Source organism: Parabacteroides goldsteinii DSM 19448 = WAL 12034 (assembly GCF_000969835.1).
GTDB lineage: Bacteria > Bacteroidota > Bacteroidia > Bacteroidales > Tannerellaceae > Parabacteroides > Parabacteroides goldsteinii.
Genome location: NZ_KQ033912.1, coordinates 1899168 through 1922792, shown reverse-complemented (window position 1 = coordinate 1922792; position 23625 = coordinate 1899168). Strand labels below are relative to the sequence as shown.

Sequence of the window (23625 nt, the reverse complement as noted above, 5' to 3'; positions counted from 1 at the left end):
AATGATGACACCTCGGGGAAAGAAATGGATGAGGAATGAAGAACTAATGACGTTGGTTGTTGAGATTTGTTGCGATACATTTAAAAGCGTTGATGAGATTGCAGCAGTGATTCTTCGTACACCAACTTATTTGAAGAATAAGATATTGCCTCTCCTTTTGGCTCAGGAGCGTTTAGAGCGTCTTTATCCGACCATTCCAAATCATCCAAACCAAGCTTATAGAAAAAAACAAAAGTAAAATTTATGATATCTTACTCAATCATAATCCCCGTATATAACCGTCCGGTTGAAGTTCGGGAATTGCTTGAAAGTTTATTGCATCAGACTTGCAAGGATTTTGAAGTGCTGATTATTGAAGATGGTTCAGCGGTTCGTTGCGACGAGGTAGTCAAAGAATATGAAGACCAGCTGAATGTACGTTACTTTTTCAAACCGAATTCGGGCAGAAGCCTGACTCGGAATTATGGTATGGAACGTGCCGAAGGTAAATATCAGGTCTTTTTCGACTCGGATTGTATTATTCCGGAAGACTATTTCGAGAAGGTTACGAACTATCTGAAAGAGACGAATGCGGATTGTTTCGGCGGGCCGGACAGGGCACATGCCTCTTTTTCCCTGATGCAGAAAGCTATTAGCTATTCGATGACCTCTTTTCTGACAACCGGCGGTATCCGTGGAAGTAAGAAAGGACTGGAGAAGTTCGTGCCCCGTACATTCAATATGGGATTCTCGCGGGAAGTTTATCAGAAGGTAGGCGGCTTTAAGGATATGTTCGGAGAGGATATTGATTTAAGTACCCGTATCCGTAAAGCCGGTTTTACTGTAGAACTGTTTCCGGAAGCCTATGTGTATCATAAGCGCCGCGTGAGTCTGAAATCATTCTACAGACAGGTGTATGTTTTTGGAATGGCGCGTGTGGATTTATATCAGATGCATCCGGACTCGTTGAAGCTGGTTCATCTGTTGCCTGCCTGTTTTGTACTGGGAGTGTTGTTTTTATTGTTATCGTCGTTAATCTGTCCCTGGGCTTTACTGCCGTTGGGTGTTTATATACTGGCGCTGTTCCTGGAATCTCTGTTTGTCAATAAAAGCCTGTCGATCGCTTTGCTTTCCATCGTGACCAGCTTTATTCAATTAGGCGGTTATGGTATGGGATTTATCGGTGCATTTGTCCGCAAAGTGATTTTAAAGCAGAAAGTAGACGTTGAGGCAGAGCTGAAGAAGCATTATAAGAAGAAAGCCTGAGCAAAACTCAGCAAATCCGCATAATGGGCCTGGTAGAGTGTTTTTGATACTTCTCCCGGGCCATATTTGTTTCCTATAAATACTCCCCTTATCCCGGCATTTTTGGCAAACAGCATGTCACTGATGCTATCTCCTGCCATTATACTTTTCGTGAAATCAATGTCCGGGAAATCATCTTTGGCCTGAAGTGCCATGCCTGTGTTGGGTTTACGGTTCTTGCAGTAATCGCTGGTATCGGTACAAACATATATCTTATCTATCCTTCCTCCCTGTCCGGAGACTTCATTCATCATATAAGCATGTATCTCTTCCAGGTCTTTCCGGGTCATTATGCCTTTTCCGACTCCGCGCTGGTTAGTGACAATTATGATATGTTTGAACAGGGGGGAGAGTAGCCTCAGGGCTTCCAGTGCTCCGTCGATAAAGATAAATTCCCCGGTTGTTTTGACATAGTCGTGCGGACGTTGCTGGTTGATAACCCCGTCGCGGTCCAGGAATAATGTGTTATAAGGCTTTATATCTTCCATCTTTGAAGTCTGTTTGAGCTTGTGCGTAATCGTCAGGGATACCGATGTCTATGAAATATCCTTCCGATATATATCCGGAAAGGATGGAGGAGGTGACTTTTGCCTCAAAGAAATCTTTTTCGAGTGAAAATTTTGCCGGATAGGCGTCCAGTTCGTTGCGGTTAATCAGATAGATGCCTCCGTTGATAAGGCCCGATTCGCAATATTGCTTTTCGTTGAAACGCAGGATACGACGGGAGTCCTGTTCGATGTCGACAACCCCGTATCTGCTGAACTTCTCCATTCTTTTCAATGCGAGGGTTGCTGATGCGCTGGTTTGCCTGTGGAGGTTTAATAACTCCGGATAATTCACTCCGAAGAATGTATCGCCGTTCAGGACGAACACATTTTCTGTGCGGGCTTTTGAAAGTGCCAGCTTTACTGCTCCTCCTGTTCCGAGCGGGACTTCTTCGACTACGGTCGATATGTCGGCAGAGAAGCGGTTTGCCCCGAGCCATTCCTCGATAATCTCATGTTTGTACCCTAAGGAAAGGATGATATGTTTGAAACCGGCTTCAATCAGCGTTGTAATCAGGTAATGCAGGAAAGGATGCCCGGCTACCGGAGCCATGCATTTGGGAACGTCAGACACTACACTTTGCAGCCGGGTACCCATTCCTCCCGCCAGTATGATACATTCCATTCCTTATTCCTTTCCGAATATTTCTTCTTCTACCAATTCACAGATGATATGCCCGATGGTGATGTGCGCCTCCTGGATACGTGGAGTATCGGTAGACGGCACATTGATGAGGAGCTTCGTTAGTTCACGCATGCGGCCACCGTCGGCACCAGTAAAAGCTACCGTTGTAATTGCTTTTTCATGGCATGTCTCGAACGCCTTTACGATGTTGGCGGAGTTGCCCGATGTGGATAAGCCGACCAAGACATCGCCTGCCTTTCCGATACCCGAAATCAGCCGGGAGTAGATGATCTCGAAACTCAGGTCATTGGATACGGCCGTGATGTAAGAAGAGTTACAGTGTAATGCTTCAGACGGCAGAATGTCACGTTCCAGATAAAACTTGCCGGAGAACTCGGCAGCCAGGTGCTGTGCATCGGCGGCACTTCCACCGTTTCCGCAGAAGTAAACCCTTCCACCGTATTTAAAACAGGTGACAATCGTGTCGGTAATCTGTGCAATTGTGTCCTGCAGCTTCTCGTCCGCCAGTATCTGTTCGATAATGTCGCGGTGTTGCGCTAGCCGTTTTCTGATTATTCCTTTACTGTCCATGTAATCAATCCTTTCTTACAAAATTCAAATTGTTGTATATGTCCGATATGCATCTTGTCCAATGCTTCGGACACTTTGTAGCAGCTATTGCCGGGACAGTAGAAGAACATGAATCCTCCTCCTCCGGCACCGGAGATTTTACCGCCCAGGGCACCGTTGGCCATGGCAGTTTCGTATATATGGTCGATAAATTCGTTGGAGATGTTGCGGGCCATTTTCTTCTTACTGGTCCAGCTTGTGTTGAGCGCTTTTCCCAGTTCCTGCAATTCTTCCCGCAGCAGGCAATTCTTCATGCGGAATGCTTCATGCTTGACATTGTGCATGGCTTCCAGCGAGTCGTTTTTATTGTTTTTGACGTTTTCGGCCTGTTCTTCGATAATCTTTCCGGAGCAACGCTGTTGTTCGGTGTAGAAGAGAACGGTGTTCATGGCCCATTCCTGCAAGATATCATCGCCGATGCGGAGAGGATTGACAATGACTTTGTCGTCTTCCAGAAATTCCATGAAGTTAACGCCTCCGAAGGTAGCGGCATATTGGTCCTGCTTGCCTCCTGCCATATTCAGGTCAATGCGTTCGATTTCGTAAGCGTAATGGGCAATATCATATTTCCCCAGTGGTAACCGCAACCATTCGGTGAAAGCTCCGAGGATGGCGACAACCAAGGTGGAAGAGGTGCCAAGGCCGGAACCGGATGGGACGTCCATTTGGGTGATCAGTTCAAAAGAAAGAGGTTCTCCGTTGTTATAACGCGAAACGATTGAATTGTATATGCCATGTTGCAGTACTAACGGGCCGTCGAGAGGCAGTTCACTTACAGCGTCAAATTCTTCTGTAATGTTTTCATTGATATGGACAAACCTGATTTTCCCGTTGTCGAGCGGGCGGATAGTGGCGTGGGCATATAAATTGACGGTAACGTTGAGGATTGCACCGCCATAGAGGTTGGAGTAGGGGGAAACATCTGTTCCTCCTCCGGCAATTCCCAGTCTGAAAGGTGCTTTGCTTCGGTATAACATAATAATTTGCCAATTAGTTAATGTGCCAATATGCCAATTAATAATTAGCTAATGTGAGAATGTGCCAAAAAGCCAATGGAAATAGTAATTCATTACAATTATTTCCTAAATTGGCATATTGGCACATTCTTTTATTGGCTAATTATTTTTAATATCTGTAATGGTCAGCCTTATACGGACCTTCTACCGGAACTCCGATATAGTCGGCCTGTTTGGGGCTTAATGTAGACAGTTTCACACCGATACGTTCAAGGTGCAGGCGGGCAACTTCTTCGTCCAGACGTTTCGGAAGACGGTAAACACCCACTTCGTAAGCCATCTGCCACAAATCCATCTGTGCCAGTACCTGGTTTGTAAATGAGTTACTCATTACAAAGGAAGGGTGACCGGTTGCACAACCCAGATTCACCAGACGTCCTTCTGCCAGCAGGAAGATTGAGTTTCCTGTCGGGAACGTATATTTGTCAACCTGCGGTTTGATATTGGTATGCTTGATGTTCGGATAGTTCACCAGGTTGTCTACCTGTATTTCATTGTCGAAGTGACCGATGTTGCAAACGATTGCCTGGTCTTTCATCTGGCTCATGTGGCCGATGGTGATGATATCGCAGTTTCCGGTGGTAGTAACGAAGATATTACCTTCTTTGACCGCTTCTTCCATCGTTGTAACTTCGAATCCTTCCATAGCAGCCTGCAAAGCACAAATCGGGTCGATTTCAGTAACCAGCACACGTGCTCCGTAAGAACGCATGGAGTGTGCACAACCTTTACCCACGTCACCGTATCCGGCAACTACCACGACTTTACCTGCAATCATCACGTCGGTAGCACGTTTGATACCGTCGGCCAGCGATTCGCGGCAGCCATACAGGTTGTCGAATTTGGATTTCGTTACCGAATCGTTCACATTGATGGCCGGAACCAGCAGTTCGCCTTTTTCCATCATCTGGTACAGACGGTGTACGCCGGTCGTTGTCTCTTCGGAAACGCCTTTCATCTCTGCAATCGTACGATGCCAACGCTGGTTATCTTCTTTCAGGATGCTGTTTAATGTATCCAGAATAACCTGTTCTTCGTGGTTACTACCTTTACGATTGATGGTTTCTGCATCGTTTTCAGCACGATACCCCATGTGAACAAGAAGAGAAGCGTCACCTCCGTCGTCTACAATCATCTGCGGACCTTTTCCATCAGGGAAGCGGAGTGCCATGTCGGTACACCACCAGTACTCTTCCAGAGTTTCACCTTTCCAGGCAAAAACGGGAACACCTGTTGCAGCAATAGCCGCAGCGGCATGGTCCTGGGTAGAGAAGATGTTACAGCTTGCCCAGCGTACATCTGCTCCCAACGCAACTAATGTTTCGATTAACACTGCTGTCTGAATTGTCATGTGCAGTGAGCCGGTGATACGGGCACCTTTCAGAGGTTTCTGAGCGGCATATTTCTGGCGAAGAGCCATCAGTCCCGGCATTTCGTGTTCAGCGATTTCGATCTCTTTGCGACCGAATTCAGCCAAACTCATATCTGCCACTTTATAAGGCAGATTAGTTGGAAATAATTGTGACATAAATAATAATTATTTTGAATGTGTGGCAAAGATAACAAATTATTGAGTTGTACGGATGATTTGCAAGGACAAACATATCCGTCTGCTTATCTCTTTATAATTTCCTGCTTAGGAAACCGTAGTTTCCCAGGCAGGAAACGCGCGTTCCCTTAGGAGGAAACTCCAGTTCCCTGCGCAGGAAATTACAGTTTCCTGAACGGGAAACTACGAGGAAACTGTAATCGATTGAGCCGTAGCATTATAATGAAAATAGCCGCTGATACTAATCAACGGCTATTTTGCCGGGCAAAAGCCCTGTGCTTTTAATATGTTTTCGTTTTATACCGGCGTAATCCCTTGTTCGGCCAGCAGCTTCAAGCTGAGGTCTTTCAGCTTGAACTTCTGAATCTTGCCGCTACCGGTCATCGGGAAGGTATCGACAAAGAAGATATATTTCGGAATCTTGTGGCGGGCTATCTTGCCGCGGCAGAAGTCTTTCACTACGTCGTCCGTCATCGTAACACCTTCGTGCAGGATGATGAAAGCACCGACTTCTTCGCCGTATTTCTTGGACGGGACGGCTGCCACCTGAACGTCTTTCACTCCTTCCAGGTGATAAAGGTATTCTTCTATTTCACGCGGGTAAACATTTTCTCCGCCGCGGATAATCATATCCTTGATACGTCCGGTAATGCGGTAGAAGCCGTTTTCGTCTTTTACGCCGAGATCGCCGCTATGCAGGAAGCCGTCTTTGTCGATGACTTCGGCTGTGGCGGCAGGATTATTATAATAACCTTTCATGTTGTTGTAACCGCGGTTGCACATTTCTCCCTGTACGCCAACCGGACATTCTTCGCCGGTTTCGGGGTCGATAACACGCACCTCTGTAAATTCAAAGTCGCGTCCGACAGTATTATAACGTTCTTCTGCCGGGTCGTCGATACGTGAATGGGTCATACCGGGTGATGTTTCCGTCAGACCATAAACGCTGGTTACACGCATAAACATCTTCTCTTCCACCTGGCGCATCAGTTCCACCGGGCAGAGCGAACCTGCCATGATACCGGTACGGAGCGAAGTCAGGTCGAACATCGGGAACATCGGATGGTTCAATTCGGCAATGAACATAGTCGGTACGCCGTAAAGTGCTGTGCACCGTTCCTTATGGATAGAGGCCAGTACTACCAGCGGGTCGAACTTCTCGACCATAACCTGCGTACAACCGTGTGTCAGCACGTTCATGGAAGCCAGCACCACACCGAAGCAATGGAAAAGAGGAACGCAACAACAGAGCTTGTCGTCAGCGGTGAATTTCATATGCTCGCCGGTCAGCAAACCGTTGTTCGCAATATTATGGTGAGTCAACATAACCCCTTTCGGGAAGCCTGTCGTGCCGGAGGTATATTGCATATTGACAACATCGTGGCAGTCAACGAGCTTTTTAGCGGCTTCCAGTTTGTCGTCTTCTATATTTTCGCCCAGCAATAACAACTCCGGCGTGTTATACATACCTCGATATTTCTCCTGGCCGATATAAACGACATTTTTCAGTCTCGGGAAGCGTTTGCTTTTCAGATAGCCGCGTTGCGATTCCTTTAGTTCGGGAAGCATGGTGTACATCATATCGATGTAACTGCCGTCAAATACGCCTTCGGTGATACACATGGTGTGGATATCGGCATTCTCTACCAGAAACTCCAACTCGTTCTGTTTATAGTTCGTGTTGACGGTAACGGCTACGGCTCCGATTTTGGCGGCAGCATAAAGAAATGTCAGCCAGTCGGGTACATTCGTTGCCCAGATACCGACATGGGTGCCGTGTTCGATACCGATAGAGAGCATACCTTTTGCCATCCGATCGACACGTTCGTTGAATTCTTTCCATGTAAAACGCAGGTCGCGGTCGGAATAAACCAGGTATTCCTTGTCCGGCGTCGTTTCGGCCCAATGTTCCAGCCATTGGCCTAATGTCTTATCTTGCAGTTGTAATTCCATATCTTTTCTTTAACATTAATACGGAGTATAAACAACTCCAAGGATTTTAGCCGTGCTTTCGGCGGCTGCATGAACGTGGTGAGCAACAATCGAATCATAATAGATGCTGTCGCCTTCTTCCAATATATAGGTATTCTTTCCGTAGTTTATTTCAAGTACGCCTTCCAGCACATAAATGAATTCTTCACCTTCATGTGTGGAAAGAATAAAATCAACGCCATCTTCCGAAGGGGAAACATCGATCAGGAACGGTTCCATATGGCGGCCTGATTTATCCTGCGACAGTGAATGGTATTCCATATGTTTCCGGTTCTCCATCGAATTGTTGGTAAAACCGATGCTATTGGAGTCATTACTGTCTTTTTTGCGGCAGATAACCGGACCGAGTTCGGATTGGTCGTCAAGGAATGTACCCAGGCGGACACCGAGTACCCGTGCTATTTTGATAAGAGGTGCCAGTGAAGGAAAATCTACATTACCTTCTATACGTTCGATTTGTTCTGTGCTCAGGCCGGAACGTTCGGCAACTTCCTCAACAGTGAGTTGTTTTGATTCACGGATACTTTTAATTTTGGCTCCGATGATTTTGTTGTTTCCCATAAGTATGTTTATTTTTAGATTATCTTTTAATTTGTAACTGAACGCCGCAAATTTACATTAATATTTTATTTTACCATGTAATTTACTGAAAGAAAAAAAGGACAACCCTTGTGAGAGTTGCCCTTTTGTAACTTCCTGCGAAGTAGTTTCTTATTTTCTGATACCAAGTTCTTTGATGATAGCACGGTATCTTTCGATATCAACTTTAATCAGATAATCCAGTAAACGACGACGTTTACCAACCAACATTTTCAGAGCTCTTTCAGTGCTGTAATCTTTGTGATTAGCTTTCAAGTGTTCTGTTAAATGTGCAATACGAACTGTAAACAGTGCGATTTGGCTTTCTGCAGAACCTGTGTCGGCAGCTGATTTGCCATACTTTTCGAATAATTCTTTTTTCTTTGCTGAATCTAAATACATGATTCTTTTTACTTTAATAAATTGATACTATATTATCTAAGCGGCGACAAAGATATGCATAACTTTTTTGTCTGACAACTCTTTTCTGTATCTTTTTTATATTTTGCAACATGAATATCACATACATATCGTAAAAATGTCGTACTTTTGCAGCCAATAAATTAGTCTTCGATGCAAAAAATCAGAAACATCGCGATTATCGCGCACGTAGACCACGGCAAAACGACGCTCGTGGATAAGATGTTATTAGCCGGTAAGCTTTTCCGTGAAGGACAGGCAGAGCCGGACCAGTTCCTGGATAACAATGACCTGGAACGTGAACGAGGTATCACTATTCTAGCTAAGAATGTATCTATTAATTATAAGGATTGCAAAATCAATATTATTGATACCCCGGGTCACGCCGACTTCGGTGGTGAAGTAGAACGTGTATTGAACATGGCCGACGGTTGCCTGCTGTTGGTAGATGCTTTTGAAGGCCCGATGCCTCAGACACGTTTCGTGCTGCAAAAAGCAATTCAATTAGGATTAAAACCTATCGTAGTTATTAATAAGGTAGACAAGCCGAACTGTCGTCCGTCGGAAGTGCAGGAAATGGTGTTCGACCTGATGTTCAGCTTGGATGCAACCGAAGAACAGTTGGATTTCCCGACAATCTACGGTTCCGCTAAACAGGGTTGGATGTCTGAAGACTGGCAGAAGCCGACCGAAGATATCTATGCATTGCTGGATGCTATCATCAAATATATTCCGGAACCGGAGGTATTGGAAGGAACTCCCCAGATGTTGATTACATCGCTGGACTTCTCCAAATATGTAGGTCGTATCGCTGTAGGCCGCGTTCATCGTGGTGAGTTGCGCGAAGGCCAGGAAGTTATGTTGTGCAAACGTGACGGTTCGATGGTAAAATCGAAAATTAAGGAGTTGGATATCTTTGAAGGTTTGGGCCGTACGAAAGTAGAATCCGTCCAATCCGGCGATATCTGTGCCGTGATTGGTATCGATGGTTTCGAGATTGGCGAGACTATTGCCGACATCAATGAGCCGGAACCGCTGCCTACGATTGCAATCGATGAGCCGACGATGTCTATGCTCTTTACCATCAACAACTCTCCGTTCTTCGGTAAAGATGGTAAGTTCGTTACATCGCGCCATATCTTTGAACGTCTTCAGAAAGAGTTGGACAAGAACCTGGCTTTGCGTGTGGTTCCTACCGATTCAGCCGATTCATGGTTGGTATATGGCCGTGGCGTGCTCCACTTGTCTGTGTTGATTGAAACGATGCGTCGTGAAGGATACGAATTGCAGGTCGGTCAGCCGCAGGTAATCATTAAAGAAATTGACGGTGTAAAATGCGAACCGGTTGAACAGCTTACTATCAATCTCCCGGAAGAGTCTTCCAGCCGTATCATCGATATGGTGACAAAGCGCAAAGGTGAGATGACAATGATGGAAAGCAAGAACGACCGTATGCATCTTGAATTCAATATACCTTCACGTGGTATCATCGGTCTGAACAATGCCGTTCTGACAGCTTCTGCCGGTGAAGCGATTATGGCTCACCGCTTCCTGGAATATCAGCCGTGGAAGGGAGATATCGAACGCCGTAACAACGGTTCCATCATTGCAATGGAAACGGGAACAGCTTTCGCTTATGCCCTGAACAACTTGCAGTCACGCGGACGTTTCTTCATTGCTCCGCAGGAAGAAGTATATGCCGGACAGGTAGTTGGTGAACATACGAAAGAAGGTGACCTGGTTGTAAACGTAACGAAGTCGAAGAAATTGACGAACATGCGTGCTTCAGGTTCTGACGATAAAGTATCATTGGCTCCTCCTGTCGTATTCAGTCTGGAAGATGCTTTGGAATATATCAAGGCTGACGAATATGTGGAGATCACACCGAACTATATGCGTATGCGTAAAGTCATCCTGGATGAGACCGAACGCAAACGTCAGGGTAGATAAACCTGTTGAAATATATAATGGGAAACCGGATATGTATTTGTGTATCCGGTTTTTTTATAAAGTTACTGCATGATTGTAAATCTGCAGTACGTCTTCAATCTCGTTGAAATCCGTTTTATTGTCATCTGCATATTTCTTTAGTTCCTCTTTATGGTCGGGGAATGCTTTGAGGAATTGCTTTTCATTGAGGAAACGGAATTGTTTTCCGTTACGCTCTATCCGGAATATTTTGTCGATACGACTGAGAATCAGCTTTTCTGTTTCCAGCTTATGGGTAGTGTTTCCTGACTGGAAAGAGGAGTAGGAGTCGACCGCCGATGTTTCCGAACGCCCTCCGTAACCGACCTGTTTGCCTTCCCATTTTAATGCACCTCTGTACTGGACGAAAATAGGAGGGTCTTTTTGCAGCACTTCAGTTGCCCCGTCTTTCGTTGGAAGAAAAATTCTTTCGCCTATCTTGATGGTTGCCACCATTTCCGGTTCAGAGAATTCTTTGATATTGTTATTGTCGTGCTGGTCCTGAAAAAGGAACTTTTTGATGAGCAGGCTATAGTTTAGCGGTACATTGAATGTCCGGCCATCCTTGTAATAAACATATCCGTTTTCAAAGTTACGCAATAAGAATTGTGCACTGTCGATTTGCGCAGCCAACTTATTACTTCCGGAGATAATAGCCAATAATAGTATAATAATGAATCTACTCATAATATTATGATTAAGCTTAGCATATGCAAGAATAGGAAAATAATACTGAAATTGCAATATTAAACGGCTAAAAATGAATAAATTGTTATCTCCTTATGATTTTGGTAGAAATAAAAAAGCCGCCTCTTTTTACGGAGGCAGCTTCTATTATAGGATTGTGTAATATACTAATTACTTAACCAAGCTAGCGAAATCGCTGTTAGTTGCATATTTTGCAAATTCCAGATCGATAGCAGCTTCTTTAGCCATAGCTTTGTCAGCAGCGATAGCAGCTTTCAGGTTGCTGATAACTGCGTTTACATCGTTTGTGCGTGCTGCAACAACAGCCTTCAGGTAAGAAGTAGTTGCATCAGGTTTAGCAACAGCGTTCAAAGTCTGAGAAGCTTTGCTGTAGTCTTTTACTAAAAGCTGAGCCAAAGCAGCGTTGTTAGTCTTAACAGAACCGAAAGAGTTAACAGCTTTAGCATATTCGCCTTGTTCCAGATAAAGAACACCCAGAGCTTCGCCTAATTCAGCAACACCTGCAGCATTACCGAACAATTGCTGAGCTTTTGCCTGGTCACCTTTAGTCAGAGCGATCAAACCTAAGTTCATGTTAGCTTCGTTGTTAGCCTTAACAGAGTTAGACTTGTTGAACATTTGTTCAGCCTTAGCCAGGTCACCAGCCTTGAATGCCATCATACCGATGTTGTTCCAAGTGCGGTAGCAGTTAGGATACAGTTCAGAAGCTTTTGTATAGATAGCCATCTTTTCGCTGTCGTTGTTAGTTAATGTAGCAGCGTAAAGAATTTCTTCGATATTCAGTTCAGAAGGATTGCTCTTAGCCAATGCGCTGATTTCGTCGTCAGACTTACCGATGATTTCGATGTTAGCAGTCAAACGAGAACGACGCAATTGCGGAAGGATAGTTTCAGCCAGATCAGAATAAACAGCAGAAATGTTTTTGATTTCTTTTTCTCTTGTTTCAGGATCCTGGTACATAGAGATAACTCTTAATACAAGGTCTTTATCCTGCAAGTTGGAAGCAGATACCAATTCTTTGAAGCCTTCCCAGTCCTGAGCAGTGTAACGAGCGTCAACCGGAGCATCAACTTTCATTTTCTTCAATTCTTTATTCAGATATTTAGAAGTATTGCCTTCACGTCTTTCGGCCAAGCCTGTGTTCAGTTTAACACCGCCGTCAGGAGAAGCGTAAGCAGAGATTTCGATTGCTACGTTCTGGTTAGGAGCTTCATCAGCATTTTTAACCAGGTCTTTCCATTCTTTGATAGCATCAGAGTTCAACTCTTTAGCACGAAGTTCAGCCTGCTGGATAAGGAACATGATGTTAGCATCGTGAGCTTCTTTGATGATGCGCTGGAATTTGTCAGCAGCGATAGCTGCAGTTGCAGTAGCAGCATCAGCCAATTCAGAAGTAGCGATTACGCCTTCACCGATTTTTACGTCCGGTAATTTAACTGTTTTGTTCTTGATCTTTGCGTCGAAAGTCAGGTACAGTTCAGATTTCTTCATTTCAGGTTTGTAAGTGAAAGAAGATTTCATTGTTACGTTACCACCTTCTTTTTGAGCGATAACCTGATTGTTACCTTTTACTTTTTCACCTTGATAAGTGTAAGATGTTCCCCATGCTTCACCACCGGCATAGCGGAGAACCGGAGTTACAGTTACAACGGCTTTCTTGTTGAACCATTTTGCAGGGAAAGTCGCGTTGATAGTCACGGGTACTTTGCCTCCGATAGCCTCAAGCGGCTGCGGCTCAGCTTTGATGTACTCTTCAGCTAGCGGTTTCAACTTGTTTGAACAAGAAGAAAGGGTTAAGATTGCTGCCATTACAAAGAATGACAATAAAAACTTTTTGTTCATAATTTGATGTAAGTTTAAAATGTTACTATGTTTATATATTCACTTTCAATTGTCCCTTAGCCATCAAAGTGCAAAACTAAAGCATTTTTTTGTTATGAATAGCAAAGATACGATAAAATCTCTCTAATTAATACTTATTAATGAATCCGGTCTTCTTTTTTTGCTAAAAAGAGTATAAATGACAGGATTTATGGACGCTTTAATCATTTCCATCCAGTACTAATTTAGTTAATTTGTAATGTATTGTTTTCATCTCTTTATCTTATTGGGCTCTGCCAAGTGCTTTCTTATTGTGTATTTTTGATTAAAATAAAATCTTTTGAGTAAAACATTCGTTTCCGTAGCTGATCTGTACCAGATAGATACCTGACGTGGCTGTGGTGGCGGTGATGATGTTTTGTCCCGAATGAACAGTGCCGTTCTGTAAAGTTTTTCCCTCCATCGACAGCACTGAATACCGTGCCTGACGGATTGTTTCCGGTAGCAGGACATGAATTGCTTTGGAAGCTGTTTCCACAAATATGCGGATTGGATTACTTTCGTTAATGGAAGTGTTAGCCGATGCCGTATTGTACTGGATGACCGGGTCGATGAATAAGGAAGTACTCATCGGGGAAGCCGGATGGCTGGTAGCTTCTATCCATTGGCCTTTATAATTGATCCATACGGTATTTTTACTTGTTTCTCCTTTCGGGAGATTGAATGCCGAAAAAAAGGTATTGCCGGCAGCCGATTTGATCTTGTATCCGATGAAGAAATTGCCGGACACATCGATTGGCTCTTTGAAGGTTATAAATGATTCCTGGTCGCGGTTCATCGGCTTGGTAGAATCGATAAAAGCACTTTTGTCATTGAGCGTTACGAATGAGGGGCTGAATGACTCGCTGTATAACAGTGTTTCCGGTTTATCCGAGCCATTGTAAACGGTGATTTCTACTTCAAGGTCACTCATCTTGCTTATAGCCGGATTTACGATGTATGTGCCGTATATTTTAGCGTTGCCCGTTATTTTATAGGCTTCGGCAAATTCGTTCATTCCCAGTGAATTGTTGCCGAAAGCCGGGCCTGTACCGGGAGAGGGGAGAGGTGTTGATTCTATTGTGTTGGCTTTTCCGCTTTCCTTTATATTGCTCAAGCGCAGGCATGGGGTCGCACTGTAAGGATCAAGTCCCTTGCAGATCCGTTCGGAGTTTGTTCCTGCCGGGTCGAGCCATATTTTTAATTGTTTGTCGGCATCTGGAGATATTTCCCAGTTTTGGCTTAAGGCGAAATAGAAATCGTTATAAGGACGGGGACAGTCGGACTCTCCTCCGGACAGACCTCCGATAACTAAGCCGTTGCTGTCAAATAACCCGGAACCGGAAGAGCCTCCTGCCGTGCTTCCGTCCGACCATTCCTTTATGTGCCAGTGCCCGTTTTTTATAAAGTTTCCTACCGGAGAGTTGAATGTCGTTAATTCGACTTCTTCTGTCGTGCTAAGTCGCTTTACGGTGCCCTCCGGATGATGGATTCCCACGTATGGGGCAGTACCCTGGTCTTTGGCATTCCAACCGGCATAATATGGCTGATAGTAAGCCGGTGGTGTTTCCATCAGTTGCAGTAAGGCCATGTCGGTCTGTTCGTTGGTCGCTTTGAAGCGGGTGGAAGCCATCGACATTTCTTCGGTACCTCTCATAACCGGGTCGCATAGAGGACTTTCATAATTGAAATAGGTGACGATATTGCCTGCAATCATTTCATAGTCCGGATTCTCAATGCTGAACTGCTTGTTCAAACAATGGGATGCTGTTAACAGGTAAGGTGTACCGTCGTTTGATGTATTATTAATTAATGTACCGGTACAAAAATCAGTCCCATTGATAATGAGCAGGACGACACTTCGGCCTATCTCATTATATTTATCCGTACTTTCTTGCAGGCAGGCCAGGGTTTTTATGCATCCGAGATATGTCCTGCTATATTCTTGCGGTTCGTATCCTCTGATATTACGATAGTCATGGTTTACTTCACCCACTTTTAGCTTGCCATGAAACGGAACATTAGCCGGTTCCTGATATTCGATAACTAATTCATCACCTTGTACCGGAGAGACGGGAAGTATACCCAGTTCGGAGTTGTTCAAATGGTTGAATGCTCCTAAAATATGTGTCTGGTCCGGATTGTACAGGAAGAGCTGGGCTCCTTCCGGAATTTCGTATTCAGAAAACAATACATTGATCGAATAGGCACCGGCCGATCGAATGCCCAGCCGCCATACGCGGGTGCCGTCGGCTTGTGTAAACCAGCTGCCCGAGTTATCCGGAGTAAAATCGGTCATGAATTTGTAGGCAAAATGAAAACTGCTGCGCAAATCGCTTTCGTTGAGTGAGTCGATTCGTAATTGTTCAGCGATGTCAAAAGCAGGCATTTCTTGAAACATACTTCCTGAGCGGGTGCTGAGTATCGTCATCGGAAGTGGTCTGCCTCCGTGACTGATCTGTCCTGTTAAATGGGCGGATACCAACAGGCAGAGGAAAAAAAGAGTGACTAGCTTTTTCATATTCATGCAAATATATGTTTTTCTTTTAATTAATTCTTCCTGTACTACGAACAAATTTGTGAAACCGCTCCCGTATTTCGTGATTTTTGTCTAAGTTTGCCAAGCGAAAAAGAATGATTCTGAAATTGTAAAACCAATATTACATAATTAAATAATAAAGATATGGCAACACCTCCTTTCAAGTATCAGGAACCGTTTCCACTGGGACCGGATACAACAGAGTATTATTTGCTTACAAAAGATTATGTGTCGGTATCCGAGTTTGAAGGACAACCGATTCTGAAGATTGCAAAAGAAGGATTAACAGCGATGGCTAATGCTGCTTTCCGTGATGTGGCTTTTATGCTTCGTCCGGCCCACAACGAACAGGTTGCTAAAATCCTGAGCGATCCGGAAGCAAGCGACAATGACAAATTCGTTGCATTGACTTTCCTTCGTAACGCCGAAGTTTCAGCTAAAGGACAGCTTCCTTTCTGCCAGGATACAGGTACGGCTATCATCCACGGTGAAAAAGGTCAGCATATATGGACCGGCTATTGTGATGAAGAAGCGCTTTCTCTGGGTGTTTACAAAACATATACGGAAGAAAACCTGCGTTATTCACAGAATGCACCGTTGAATATGTACGACGAGGTGAATACAAAATGTAACCTGCCTGCACAGATCGACATCGAAGCAACCGAAGGTATGGAATATAAATTCCTTTGTGTAGCGAAAGGTGGTGGTTCTGCCAACAAGACTTATCTGTTCCAGGAAACAAAAGCGATCCTGAATCCGGCAACATTGGTTCCGTTCCTGGTTGAAAAAATGAAAACATTAGGTACAGCTGCCTGTCCTCCTTACCATATTGCATTCGTTATCGGCGGTACTTCAGCAGAAAAGAACCTGCTGACCGTGAAGCTGGCTTCTACTCATTATTATGACAACCTGCCTACAAGCGGTAACGAGTATGGCCGTGCTTTCCGTGATGTCGAACTGGAAAAAGAAGTTTTGGAAGCGGCTCACAACATTGGTTTGGGTGCCCAGTTCGGTGGTAAATATTATGCACACGACGTACGTATCGTTCGTCTGCCGCGTCACGGTGCTTCCTGTCCGGTAGGTATGGGAGTTTCCTGCTCTGCTGACCGTAATATCAAATGTAAGATCAATAAGGAGGGTATCTGGATTGAAAAGATGGATTCTAATCCAGGTCGCCTGATTCCTGAAGAGTTGCGTAATGCCGGTGAAGGTGATGCCGTAAAGATCAACCTGAACCAGCCAATGGCCGATATTCTGAAAGAACTGACTAAATATCCGGTATCTACCCGTCTTTCTCTGAGCGGAACGATCGTAGTTGGTCGTGATATCGCCCATGCAAAACTGAAAGAACGTATCGATAAAGGCGAAGGTCTGCCTCAGTATATCAAGGATCATCCTATTTATTATGCAGGTCCTGCCAAGACTCCGGCCGGAATGGCTTCCGGTTCATTCGGTCCGACAACAGCCGGCCGTATGGATTCCTATGTCGATCTGTTCCAGGACAATGGCGGTAGCATGATTATGATTGCCAAAGGTAACCGTAGCCAGCAGGTAACAGATGCTTGTAAGAAGCATGGCGGTTTCTATCTGGGAAGTATCGGTGGTCCGGCTGCTATCCTGGCACAGGAAAGCATCAAGAAAGTAGAATGTCTGGAATATCCGGAACTGGGTATGGAAGCAATCTGGAAGATCGAAGTAGAAAATTTCCCTGCTTTCATTCTGGTGGACGATAAAGGCAACGATTTCTTCAAACAATTGAAGCCGCGTTGCTCCTGTAGCAAATAAGAACAACTTATTATAAGAGGTGAAAGGCCTGTTCCGTTTATTCGGGGCAGGCTTTTTCTTTCTGTTTTCTTCTTTTCCCTGCCTTGTTGTTGCCTGTTCATAGTGATCTTTTCCGATTGAGTTCCTTATGTATTTTATTGCCGATAGCTATGCGCAGACTTACTGATAAATATCGACAAGATTACCTATAATTGTCGATAAGCTTACGTATAGCTATCGGCAACAAAATACTAAGGGAATTGAAACATTTTGTTCGGGATGTATTTTTTTACTAATAGGATACTAATGAGGATATAGAGTCAACGATTATTGTCTATTTGTTAACGAAAAGGAGGATTGGTAGGCTAATTGACAGATTGATGTCTGATAGTTGTTTGATAAATAGGATGTTTGTGTGTTGACTTAAAAGAGTATTCTTCTTTTATTGATTTTGAATTTTTGGAGGATATATTGATTTGTTTATGAAAGAACCGGATCGCTGTGTATTGGTTGGATAAACTTTTCATGGTAGCATAGTTCTCTCAGAACTAAGTTTAATACATGTGCAAAATTAGAATATATTTTAATATTATGCGTCTTTTTTTGAAAAAAGATTAACAAATATATTTTATAACATATTGTTGAGTTGTGTACGGTATGATTGCTTCTACATAGCCCCATTGTTTTATTGCATGAAGTCATTGTAAATTAAGTAATGATATTTTAATAGGATAAATGCGTTTTTTATATCTCACACAAATCCCTACATGTTATTATGATTGATATTATGCACGTAGGCTTTCAATTTGTTCTATTAAAGTTGGATGCGGAGTCAACATGTTTCCCCCTTTTTTCTGTGATATTTCCTGATCCTTTACAAAATAAGCGATTTGAAGAAAGTTTCTATCGACATAGTTCTGAGAGAACTATGGGATATTATGAAAATATTCTAAAAACAGGTTGCTGATTAAGTACTGTTTTGGATTAGATAGAAATATTATGTAAAACTCTAAATCAAAATGTAGATGGAAATTAAGCCAGTACAAATTCAATCGCTGTCATTTTCTATTCCGCAAAGAATTGTGAAAGGAGTACAGGTCGCTTGTTTGTTGTCATTTGTTTTGCCGGCTTTTGCTGCGGCTGATTCGAATGATTTGTTGACTGTACGGGAGTCCAAGTATGTGGAAATGCAGCAAACCCAGAAAGTTTCGGGTTCTGTTTCAGATGATTTTGGTCCATTGGTTGGTGTCAGTATTCATGTTAAAGGTACTACAAACGGAACTGTAACTGACATGGACGGGAATTTCTCTTTGGAGGCTAAGCCTGGAGATATTCTGGTAATATCTTATGTCGGGTATCTCACTATTGAGCACAAGGTGACTGCCGGTCCTGTCAATTTATCTATGAAGGAAGACACTCAGAAGCTGGACGAAGTAATAGTCCTGGGGTATGGTACGACAACAAAACGTTCGATGATTGCAGCCGTATCAACAGTAAATGCAGAAGAGATGGCTGCTCTTCCGGTAACAAATATCACGCAGGGGTTGGCCGGGCGTTCACCTGGTTTGATTGTACAAGGTAGCGGTGGTGGTATTAATAAGACGAGTACGGTGAGTATTCGCGGTGGTGGCACTCCGCTCGTTGTTATTGATGGCGTTATTCGGGACTATGGAGACTTTGTTGCTTTAGCTCCCGAAAATATTGCGAATTTATCTATTTTAAAGGATGCCTCGGCTACGGCTGTGTACGGTTCGCGTGCTTCTAATGGTATTTTGCAGGTAACGACCAAGCAGGGAAAAGAAGGAAAACCTCAGATTGATTATAACTTCAACCAAAGCTGGTCTCAACCGAATGTATGGCCTGATAAATTGAATTCGTATGAGCGTGCTATACATCGTAATGTGGCGGCAGCGAATGACGGAGTAACCATTCCTTACAATGACGACGATTTACGCATGTTTGCCGATGGTTCGGACCCGTACGGACACCCTAATACAGATTGGCAAAAAGAGGTAATGAAGAATTTTGCTCCGCAACAGAAACATAATATTACGATTAGTGGTGGTGGTGCGAGCAATACTTATTATGCTTCTATAGGTCATATTAACCAGCAATCGCTGTATAAGAGCGATTCGCATTATATGAAACGAACGAATTTTCAATTGACTCAAACTTCAACTTTTAAATCCATTGGCCTGAAAACAACGGCACAGTTGGATGGTTACATGCAGTTTAAAACACATCCGTATACTTCCACATCCAGCGGATACGGGAACGTATTCTCCCATGTCCAGAATAAATCACCGATGGAAATTGGTCGGAATAAATATGGATTGGTGTATAATAATACAGATAATCCGATCGCTGAAATTTCTGATGACGGTGGCTATATTGATGAAAAAGAGAATGTAGTCAACGGCTTGTTGGGGGTTGAATGGGATCTTCCCTGGGTAAAAGGCCTGAAACTACGGGCGAAGGGCAGTTATCGCTATTATATAAAGGATAATAAGTCCTGGAGAAAAGATGCAGCTCAGTATGCATGGGATTCTCAAGAGCCTACATATGCTTCAAAACCACAGTTGAGCCAGTATGGGGAATTGGGAAATTCCTGGACCTTACAGTATTTTGCCGAATATAACCGTACGTTTGGCAAGCATTCGGTAAGCGCCTTAGGAGGTTACGAATATACAAGCGGTTTTGGACATAGTATGGGCTTGGTCCGTAAGAATTATGATTTCCCGATTGATCAAATTAACCCGGGACCTTCTTCGACGATGGAAAACTCCGGCGGTGAATGGGAAAATGGCCGGGCCGGTTGGGTCGGACAGGTCAAGTATAATTATGATAACCGTTATTTTGTAGAAGCCAGTATGCGTTATGACGGGTCGGATAATTTTCCGAAAGATCATCGTTGGGGTACTTTTTACTCTGGTTCGATCGGTTGGTCGCTGGCAGATGAAGCTTTCATGGAAACCATACGCGAAAAACATATTTTCGATATGTTGAAAATACGTGCCTCTTACGGACAAGTGGGTTTGGATAACTGGGGAAATGACGGGGATACGTATCACATCGGACGTTTTGCCTATCTGACATCTTACGGATTAGGCGGCCAGGAGTATGTAATGAATGGTGAGTATGTACCCGGTTTTTGGGAAGGGAGCTTGCCTTCTCCTGATTTGACTTGGTTTACCACTGATCAGTTTGATGCCGGATTCGATTTTAGTTCGTTGAATAATAGATTGTACGGCTCTTTCGACTATTTCTATTATGCAACCAAAGGTTTCTTATATGCACCGGATGCATTGGATGTTGGTTATACCGATCCGTTGGGTGTATCGCTTCCTAAAATATCGACAGATGGGGAACATCGTCGTGCCGGTGTGGAGTTTCAATTGGGTTGGCGCGATGATATTGGTGATTTCCATTATGATGTAGCCTTTAATTTTACAAAATTTGATGAGTTATGGGCTAACAACCCGTCTGAGTCACTTGAAAATAAGAAAAATCCTTACAAGCGTACAACCCAGCAACGGGGATATGCCGGTGTCTATTATGAGAATATGGGCTTTTATAAGGATGCAAATGATGTATATAACAGTGTGCAACGTACAGGTTCCCACTCACTAACGGCAGGTGATCTTAAATATTATGACTTTAATGGGGATGGCGTTATTGATGGGGCCGACCAGCATCGTTTGGGTAAAAGTAGTTTCCCGCGTGCCAACTATGGATTGAACATCAATTTATCTTATAAAGGATTTTCTTTCAGTACCCTCTTTCAGGGGGCAACCCGTTTTGATATGTATTTAGGTAGTGTGCTGATGATGAGTGATGCCAATACCGGTTCAAGTCCTACCTATGAGTTTCAAACGGACTATTGGACACCGGAGAATACTGATGCCAAATTTCCGCGTTTGTTGTCTTCTACCGGAAATAATGGTTCTAATAATACAGTCGGAAGTGATTTCTGGTTGATTAACGGAGGATATTTGCGAATGAGAGATATTCAGGTCGGATACGATTTCAAGCGTATACTATTGAAGAAGACCCCGTGGATCACCCGGTTGAATGTGGCTTTGAGCGGACAAAATATTTTTACTATTTCGGAGGCAACAAAGTACGGAATTGACCCTGAAAACGGATCAGCCAACCGTTATGATTATCCAAATGAGCGCGTGTTCGCGATCAACTTTGGTATAGGATTTTAATTGAAAATAAAAACAGAACTGATATGAATAAATATTTAAAATATGGTTTGCTGTGTTTCACTGGTGGAGTTCTCGCGACTTCTTGTGATGTGATGGATACAAAACCGATGGAATCGTATGATGAGGATTTGGTGTGGTCTTCCAAAGAAACCGCCGATGCTTTTGTGACAGAGGTGTACAAATCCTCGGTAGCCCTATATGCCGGAGAGTATGCTTATCTGGAATCATATACACCGAATGGAATCCATAGCGATTTGACAAATCTGGATGCTTTTCCTACTGAAGTGGGGATGGACCGGACAACGAATATGGGATTTGGCTATTTCGCTAATTTAAGGAATTGTAATTTGATTATCGAAAAAGCTGCCGCTGCCGCTGCACTTACAGAGGCGCAAAAGTCGGAATTGATTGCCGAAGGTCATTTCCTCCGTTCGTTAGTGAATTTTTATCAGACGCTTTGGGAAGGTCGTTTTGTCCCAATCATGAAGGTGTTGACCCCCGAGTCTACAGAAGATTTTAAGACTCCGCTGACTGCTAATGTAGCAGAAAGTTATAAACTGGTAATTGACGATATGAATGCTGGTATTGAAGGACTTCCTGAAGAATCGGCTTCAGGACGCGTCAATAAGTATGTAGCTTATGCTTTTCGTTGTCGTGCAGCGCTCCAAGCTTATGCTTATACGAAAGATGCGTCTTATCTGGATATGTGCATTGAATCAGCGAATGCTGTTATTAATTCTGGTAAATATACATTGAGCAGTAATTATGGCGAGATGTTCCAAAAGGCAGGAGCTTATGATAATGAGATTATTTGGGGTTATTACCGTTTGGAGAAGAACACGAATTGCGGTTCATTCAGTGAAATGATTAGTTGTGTGCCGAATGTAAATAATGATGAAATAGTCAATTCAAATGCTTCTCCATTATTTAAAGATGCTGGCGGACGTTCGTTTGAAGGCTGGGCCAGTTATTTCCCGACACAGGATATGGTAGACCAATATCTTGTCATTGATGAAGTGGATGGAAAGGCAAAACCTTGGAATGAAACGGCACAGTACAAAAATAGTGTAAAGGAAGAAGACCCCTCGGCGTTGCAGGTCGGTGATTTTGTCAAAGTTGAATTGACTGGGCGGGTAGTACCGGATGAAGATGATATGGGTTCTACCGAAAAGGGGAAAAAGATTGTACGTTACGGACGTGTAACGGATGATTCCCGTATCAATGAGATTATGTATAATAATCGTGACAAACGTTTTTACGGAACGATAGTGTATGATTCTTGTACTTGGTTAAGCGGCGAGCTAGTGACACTTTGTTGCCAGGGTAATTTGTGGGCCGGTGTACGTAAAGACCAAGCGGATTCCTGGTATACTACGGCATCTGGTTATTATTGGAGGAAGAATGTTTATGAAGTTTCTCCTCGTTTTTATGTCTCGAATAATACGGATTATCATTTTGTATTGGCTCGTTTAGGAGAGATGTATATGAACCGTGCTGAAGCTTACTTGCTGAAAGGCGAAATAGATAAAGCAGTAGCAGATTTGAATGTGACACGTACACAACATGGCGGATTACCTCCTTCTATGGCTGTAACGGAGGAAGAGGCATGGCGGGATTATATTCGCGAACGTCGTGTTGAAATGGCTTATGAAGGTAATTTATACTGGAGTTATTTGCGCTGGGGCAAATATGGCGGATATGCAAATGAAGGGGAAAAGGCTAATGGTGTTATTCAGGCGTTAAACCGTCCTGTCCATAAGATTCAGATAACAAAAGACCGTAAGCGTTATTTCATTGGACAGATCGTAAGAAACAGAGCCTGGAACAGAAATTTTACAACAAAACGTTATTTAATGCCTATTCCGCAATCTGCGATTGATAGACGCGCAGCGAGTGGAATTACTGATGAACAGAATCCGGGTTGGTAAATTTAAA

17 protein-coding genes are annotated in these 23625 nt (G+C 43.6%); 6 read left to right on the top strand and 11 right to left on the bottom strand.

Going from position 1 to position 23625, the window contains the following annotated elements; translation table 11 throughout:
• Positions 1 to 28: 28 nt before the first annotated feature.
• The gene (locus HMPREF1535_RS07160) at positions 29 to 238 is read left to right on the top strand and encodes a hypothetical protein (protein ID WP_148499102.1); all 210 of its coding nucleotides are present in this window, start codon (positions 29 to 31) and stop codon (positions 236 to 238) included.
• Positions 239 to 243: 5 nt separating this feature from the next.
• Complete coding sequence (locus tag HMPREF1535_RS07155; RefSeq protein ID WP_046145705.1) at positions 244 to 1245, top strand: glycosyltransferase; 1002 nt, start codon at positions 244 to 246, stop codon at positions 1243 to 1245.
• Here HMPREF1535_RS07155 and HMPREF1535_RS07150 read toward each other — a convergent pair.
• The 8 genes from HMPREF1535_RS07150 to rpsO form a co-directional block, all read right to left on the bottom strand.
• Positions 1227 to 1772 carry a D-glycero-alpha-D-manno-heptose-1,7-bisphosphate 7-phosphatase gene (locus HMPREF1535_RS07150; protein ID WP_046145704.1) on the bottom strand — a complete coding sequence of 182 codons (546 nt, stop codon included), beginning with the start codon at positions 1770 to 1772 and terminating at the stop codon, positions 1227 to 1229. The genes HMPREF1535_RS07155 and HMPREF1535_RS07150 overlap by 19 nt on opposite strands.
• Positions 1750 to 2454: a nucleotidyltransferase family protein gene (locus HMPREF1535_RS07145; protein WP_046145703.1), complete on the bottom strand. Its 705-nt coding sequence runs from the start codon at positions 2452 to 2454 to the stop codon at positions 1750 to 1752. Before HMPREF1535_RS07145 ends, HMPREF1535_RS07150 begins: the two co-directional genes overlap by 23 nt.
• A gap of 3 nt (positions 2455 to 2457) precedes the next feature.
• Positions 2458 to 3045, bottom strand: a complete 588-nt coding sequence (locus HMPREF1535_RS07140) for a D-sedoheptulose-7-phosphate isomerase (RefSeq protein WP_009860734.1) — start codon at positions 3043 to 3045, stop codon at positions 2458 to 2460.
• On the bottom strand, positions 3027 to 4061 hold the full coding sequence (locus tag HMPREF1535_RS07135) for a GHMP family kinase ATP-binding protein (protein WP_009860735.1): 1035 nt from the start codon (positions 4059 to 4061) through the stop codon (positions 3027 to 3029). Before HMPREF1535_RS07135 ends, HMPREF1535_RS07140 begins: the two co-directional genes overlap by 19 nt.
• A 148-nt stretch (positions 4062 to 4209) precedes the next feature.
• Positions 4210 to 5628, bottom strand: coding sequence for an adenosylhomocysteinase (gene ahcY / locus HMPREF1535_RS07130; protein WP_010801378.1), 1419 nt, complete (start codon positions 5626 to 5628; stop codon positions 4210 to 4212).
• A 318-nt stretch (positions 5629 to 5946) separates the two neighbouring features.
• Complete coding sequence (locus HMPREF1535_RS07125; protein ID WP_046145702.1) at positions 5947 to 7602, bottom strand: AMP-binding protein; 1656 nt, start codon at positions 7600 to 7602, stop codon at positions 5947 to 5949.
• Positions 7603 to 7617: 15 nt separating this feature from the next.
• The gene (locus HMPREF1535_RS07120) at positions 7618 to 8202 is read right to left on the bottom strand and encodes a helix-turn-helix domain-containing protein (RefSeq protein ID WP_009860738.1); all 585 of its coding nucleotides are present in this window, start codon (positions 8200 to 8202) and stop codon (positions 7618 to 7620) included.
• Between the two features lie 150 nt (positions 8203 to 8352).
• Positions 8353 to 8622, bottom strand: coding sequence for a 30S ribosomal protein S15 (gene rpsO / locus HMPREF1535_RS07115; RefSeq protein ID WP_009860739.1), 270 nt, complete (start codon positions 8620 to 8622; stop codon positions 8353 to 8355).
• 171 nt (positions 8623 to 8793) lie between these two features.
• On the opposite strand from rpsO, the gene typA reads away from it, so the two are divergent.
• The gene (typA, locus tag HMPREF1535_RS07110; RefSeq protein WP_009860740.1) at positions 8794 to 10590 is read left to right on the top strand and encodes a translational GTPase TypA; all 1797 of its coding nucleotides are present in this window, start codon (positions 8794 to 8796) and stop codon (positions 10588 to 10590) included.
• 54 nt (positions 10591 to 10644) lie between these two features.
• Here typA and HMPREF1535_RS07105 read toward each other — a convergent pair whose 3' ends face one another.
• The 3 genes from HMPREF1535_RS07105 to HMPREF1535_RS07095 form a co-directional block, all read right to left on the bottom strand.
• Entirely contained in the window at positions 10645 to 11295 is a 651-nt protein-coding gene (locus HMPREF1535_RS07105; RefSeq protein WP_009860741.1) for a hypothetical protein, read from the bottom strand.
• Between the two features lie 171 nt (positions 11296 to 11466).
• Entirely contained in the window at positions 11467 to 13158 is a 1692-nt protein-coding gene (locus HMPREF1535_RS07100; protein WP_009860742.1) for a tetratricopeptide repeat protein, read from the bottom strand.
• A 304-nt stretch (positions 13159 to 13462) separates the two neighbouring features.
• Complete coding sequence (locus HMPREF1535_RS07095) at positions 13463 to 15703, bottom strand: T9SS type A sorting domain-containing protein (RefSeq protein WP_046145701.1); 2241 nt, start codon at positions 15701 to 15703, stop codon at positions 13463 to 13465.
• A gap of 156 nt (positions 15704 to 15859) precedes the next feature.
• Here HMPREF1535_RS07095 and HMPREF1535_RS07090 point away from each other — a divergent pair, with 156 nt between their 5' ends.
• The 3 genes from HMPREF1535_RS07090 (at position 15860) to HMPREF1535_RS07080 (ending at position 23618) form a co-directional block, all read left to right on the top strand.
• Positions 15860 to 17500 carry a fumarate hydratase gene (locus tag HMPREF1535_RS07090; RefSeq protein ID WP_009860744.1) on the top strand — a complete coding sequence of 547 codons (1641 nt, stop codon included), beginning with the start codon at positions 15860 to 15862 and terminating at the stop codon, positions 17498 to 17500.
• Positions 17501 to 18504: 1004 nt separating this feature from the next.
• Positions 18505 to 21690: a SusC/RagA family TonB-linked outer membrane protein gene (locus HMPREF1535_RS07085; protein ID WP_009860745.1), complete on the top strand. Its 3186-nt coding sequence runs from the start codon at positions 18505 to 18507 to the stop codon at positions 21688 to 21690.
• A 23-nt stretch (positions 21691 to 21713) separates the two neighbouring features.
• Positions 21714 to 23618, top strand: coding sequence for a RagB/SusD family nutrient uptake outer membrane protein (locus HMPREF1535_RS07080; protein ID WP_046145700.1), 1905 nt, complete (start codon positions 21714 to 21716; stop codon positions 23616 to 23618).
• Positions 23619 to 23625 lie beyond the last annotated feature (7 nt).

What these genes read in the sequence shown, in the direction of transcription:
- HMPREF1535_RS07160 (WP_148499102.1), top strand. Translation starts at nt 29, where the DNA reads ATGAGGAATGAAGAACTAATGACGTTGGTTGTTGAGATTTGTTGCGAT.
- HMPREF1535_RS07155 (WP_046145705.1), top strand. Translation starts at nt 244, where the DNA reads ATGATATCTTACTCAATCATAATCCCCGTATATAACCGTCCGGTTGAA.
- HMPREF1535_RS07150 (WP_046145704.1), bottom strand. Translation starts at nt 1,772, where the DNA reads ATGGAAGATATAAAGCCTTATAACACATTATTCCTGGACCGCGACGGG.
- HMPREF1535_RS07145 (WP_046145703.1), bottom strand. Translation starts at nt 2,454, where the DNA reads ATGGAATGTATCATACTGGCGGGAGGAATGGGTACCCGGCTGCAAAGT.
- HMPREF1535_RS07140 (WP_009860734.1), bottom strand. Translation starts at nt 3,045, where the DNA reads ATGGACAGTAAAGGAATAATCAGAAAACGGCTAGCGCAACACCGCGAC.
- HMPREF1535_RS07135 (WP_009860735.1), bottom strand. Translation starts at nt 4,061, where the DNA reads ATGTTATACCGAAGCAAAGCACCTTTCAGACTGGGAATTGCCGGAGGA.
- ahcY (WP_010801378.1), bottom strand. Translation starts at nt 5,628, where the DNA reads ATGTCACAATTATTTCCAACTAATCTGCCTTATAAAGTGGCAGATATG.
- HMPREF1535_RS07125 (WP_046145702.1), bottom strand. Translation starts at nt 7,602, where the DNA reads ATGGAATTACAACTGCAAGATAAGACATTAGGCCAATGGCTGGAACAT.
- HMPREF1535_RS07120 (WP_009860738.1), bottom strand. Translation starts at nt 8,202, where the DNA reads ATGGGAAACAACAAAATCATCGGAGCCAAAATTAAAAGTATCCGTGAA.
- rpsO (WP_009860739.1), bottom strand. Translation starts at nt 8,622, where the DNA reads ATGTATTTAGATTCAGCAAAGAAAAAAGAATTATTCGAAAAGTATGGC.
- typA (WP_009860740.1), top strand. Translation starts at nt 8,794, where the DNA reads ATGCAAAAAATCAGAAACATCGCGATTATCGCGCACGTAGACCACGGC.
- HMPREF1535_RS07105 (WP_009860741.1), bottom strand. Translation starts at nt 11,295, where the DNA reads ATGAGTAGATTCATTATTATACTATTATTGGCTATTATCTCCGGAAGT.
- HMPREF1535_RS07100 (WP_009860742.1), bottom strand. Translation starts at nt 13,158, where the DNA reads ATGAACAAAAAGTTTTTATTGTCATTCTTTGTAATGGCAGCAATCTTA.
- HMPREF1535_RS07095 (WP_046145701.1), bottom strand. Translation starts at nt 15,703, where the DNA reads ATGAATATGAAAAAGCTAGTCACTCTTTTTTTCCTCTGCCTGTTGGTA.
- HMPREF1535_RS07090 (WP_009860744.1), top strand. Translation starts at nt 15,860, where the DNA reads ATGGCAACACCTCCTTTCAAGTATCAGGAACCGTTTCCACTGGGACCG.
- HMPREF1535_RS07085 (WP_009860745.1), top strand. Translation starts at nt 18,505, where the DNA reads ATGGAAATTAAGCCAGTACAAATTCAATCGCTGTCATTTTCTATTCCG.
- HMPREF1535_RS07080 (WP_046145700.1), top strand. Translation starts at nt 21,714, where the DNA reads ATGAATAAATATTTAAAATATGGTTTGCTGTGTTTCACTGGTGGAGTT.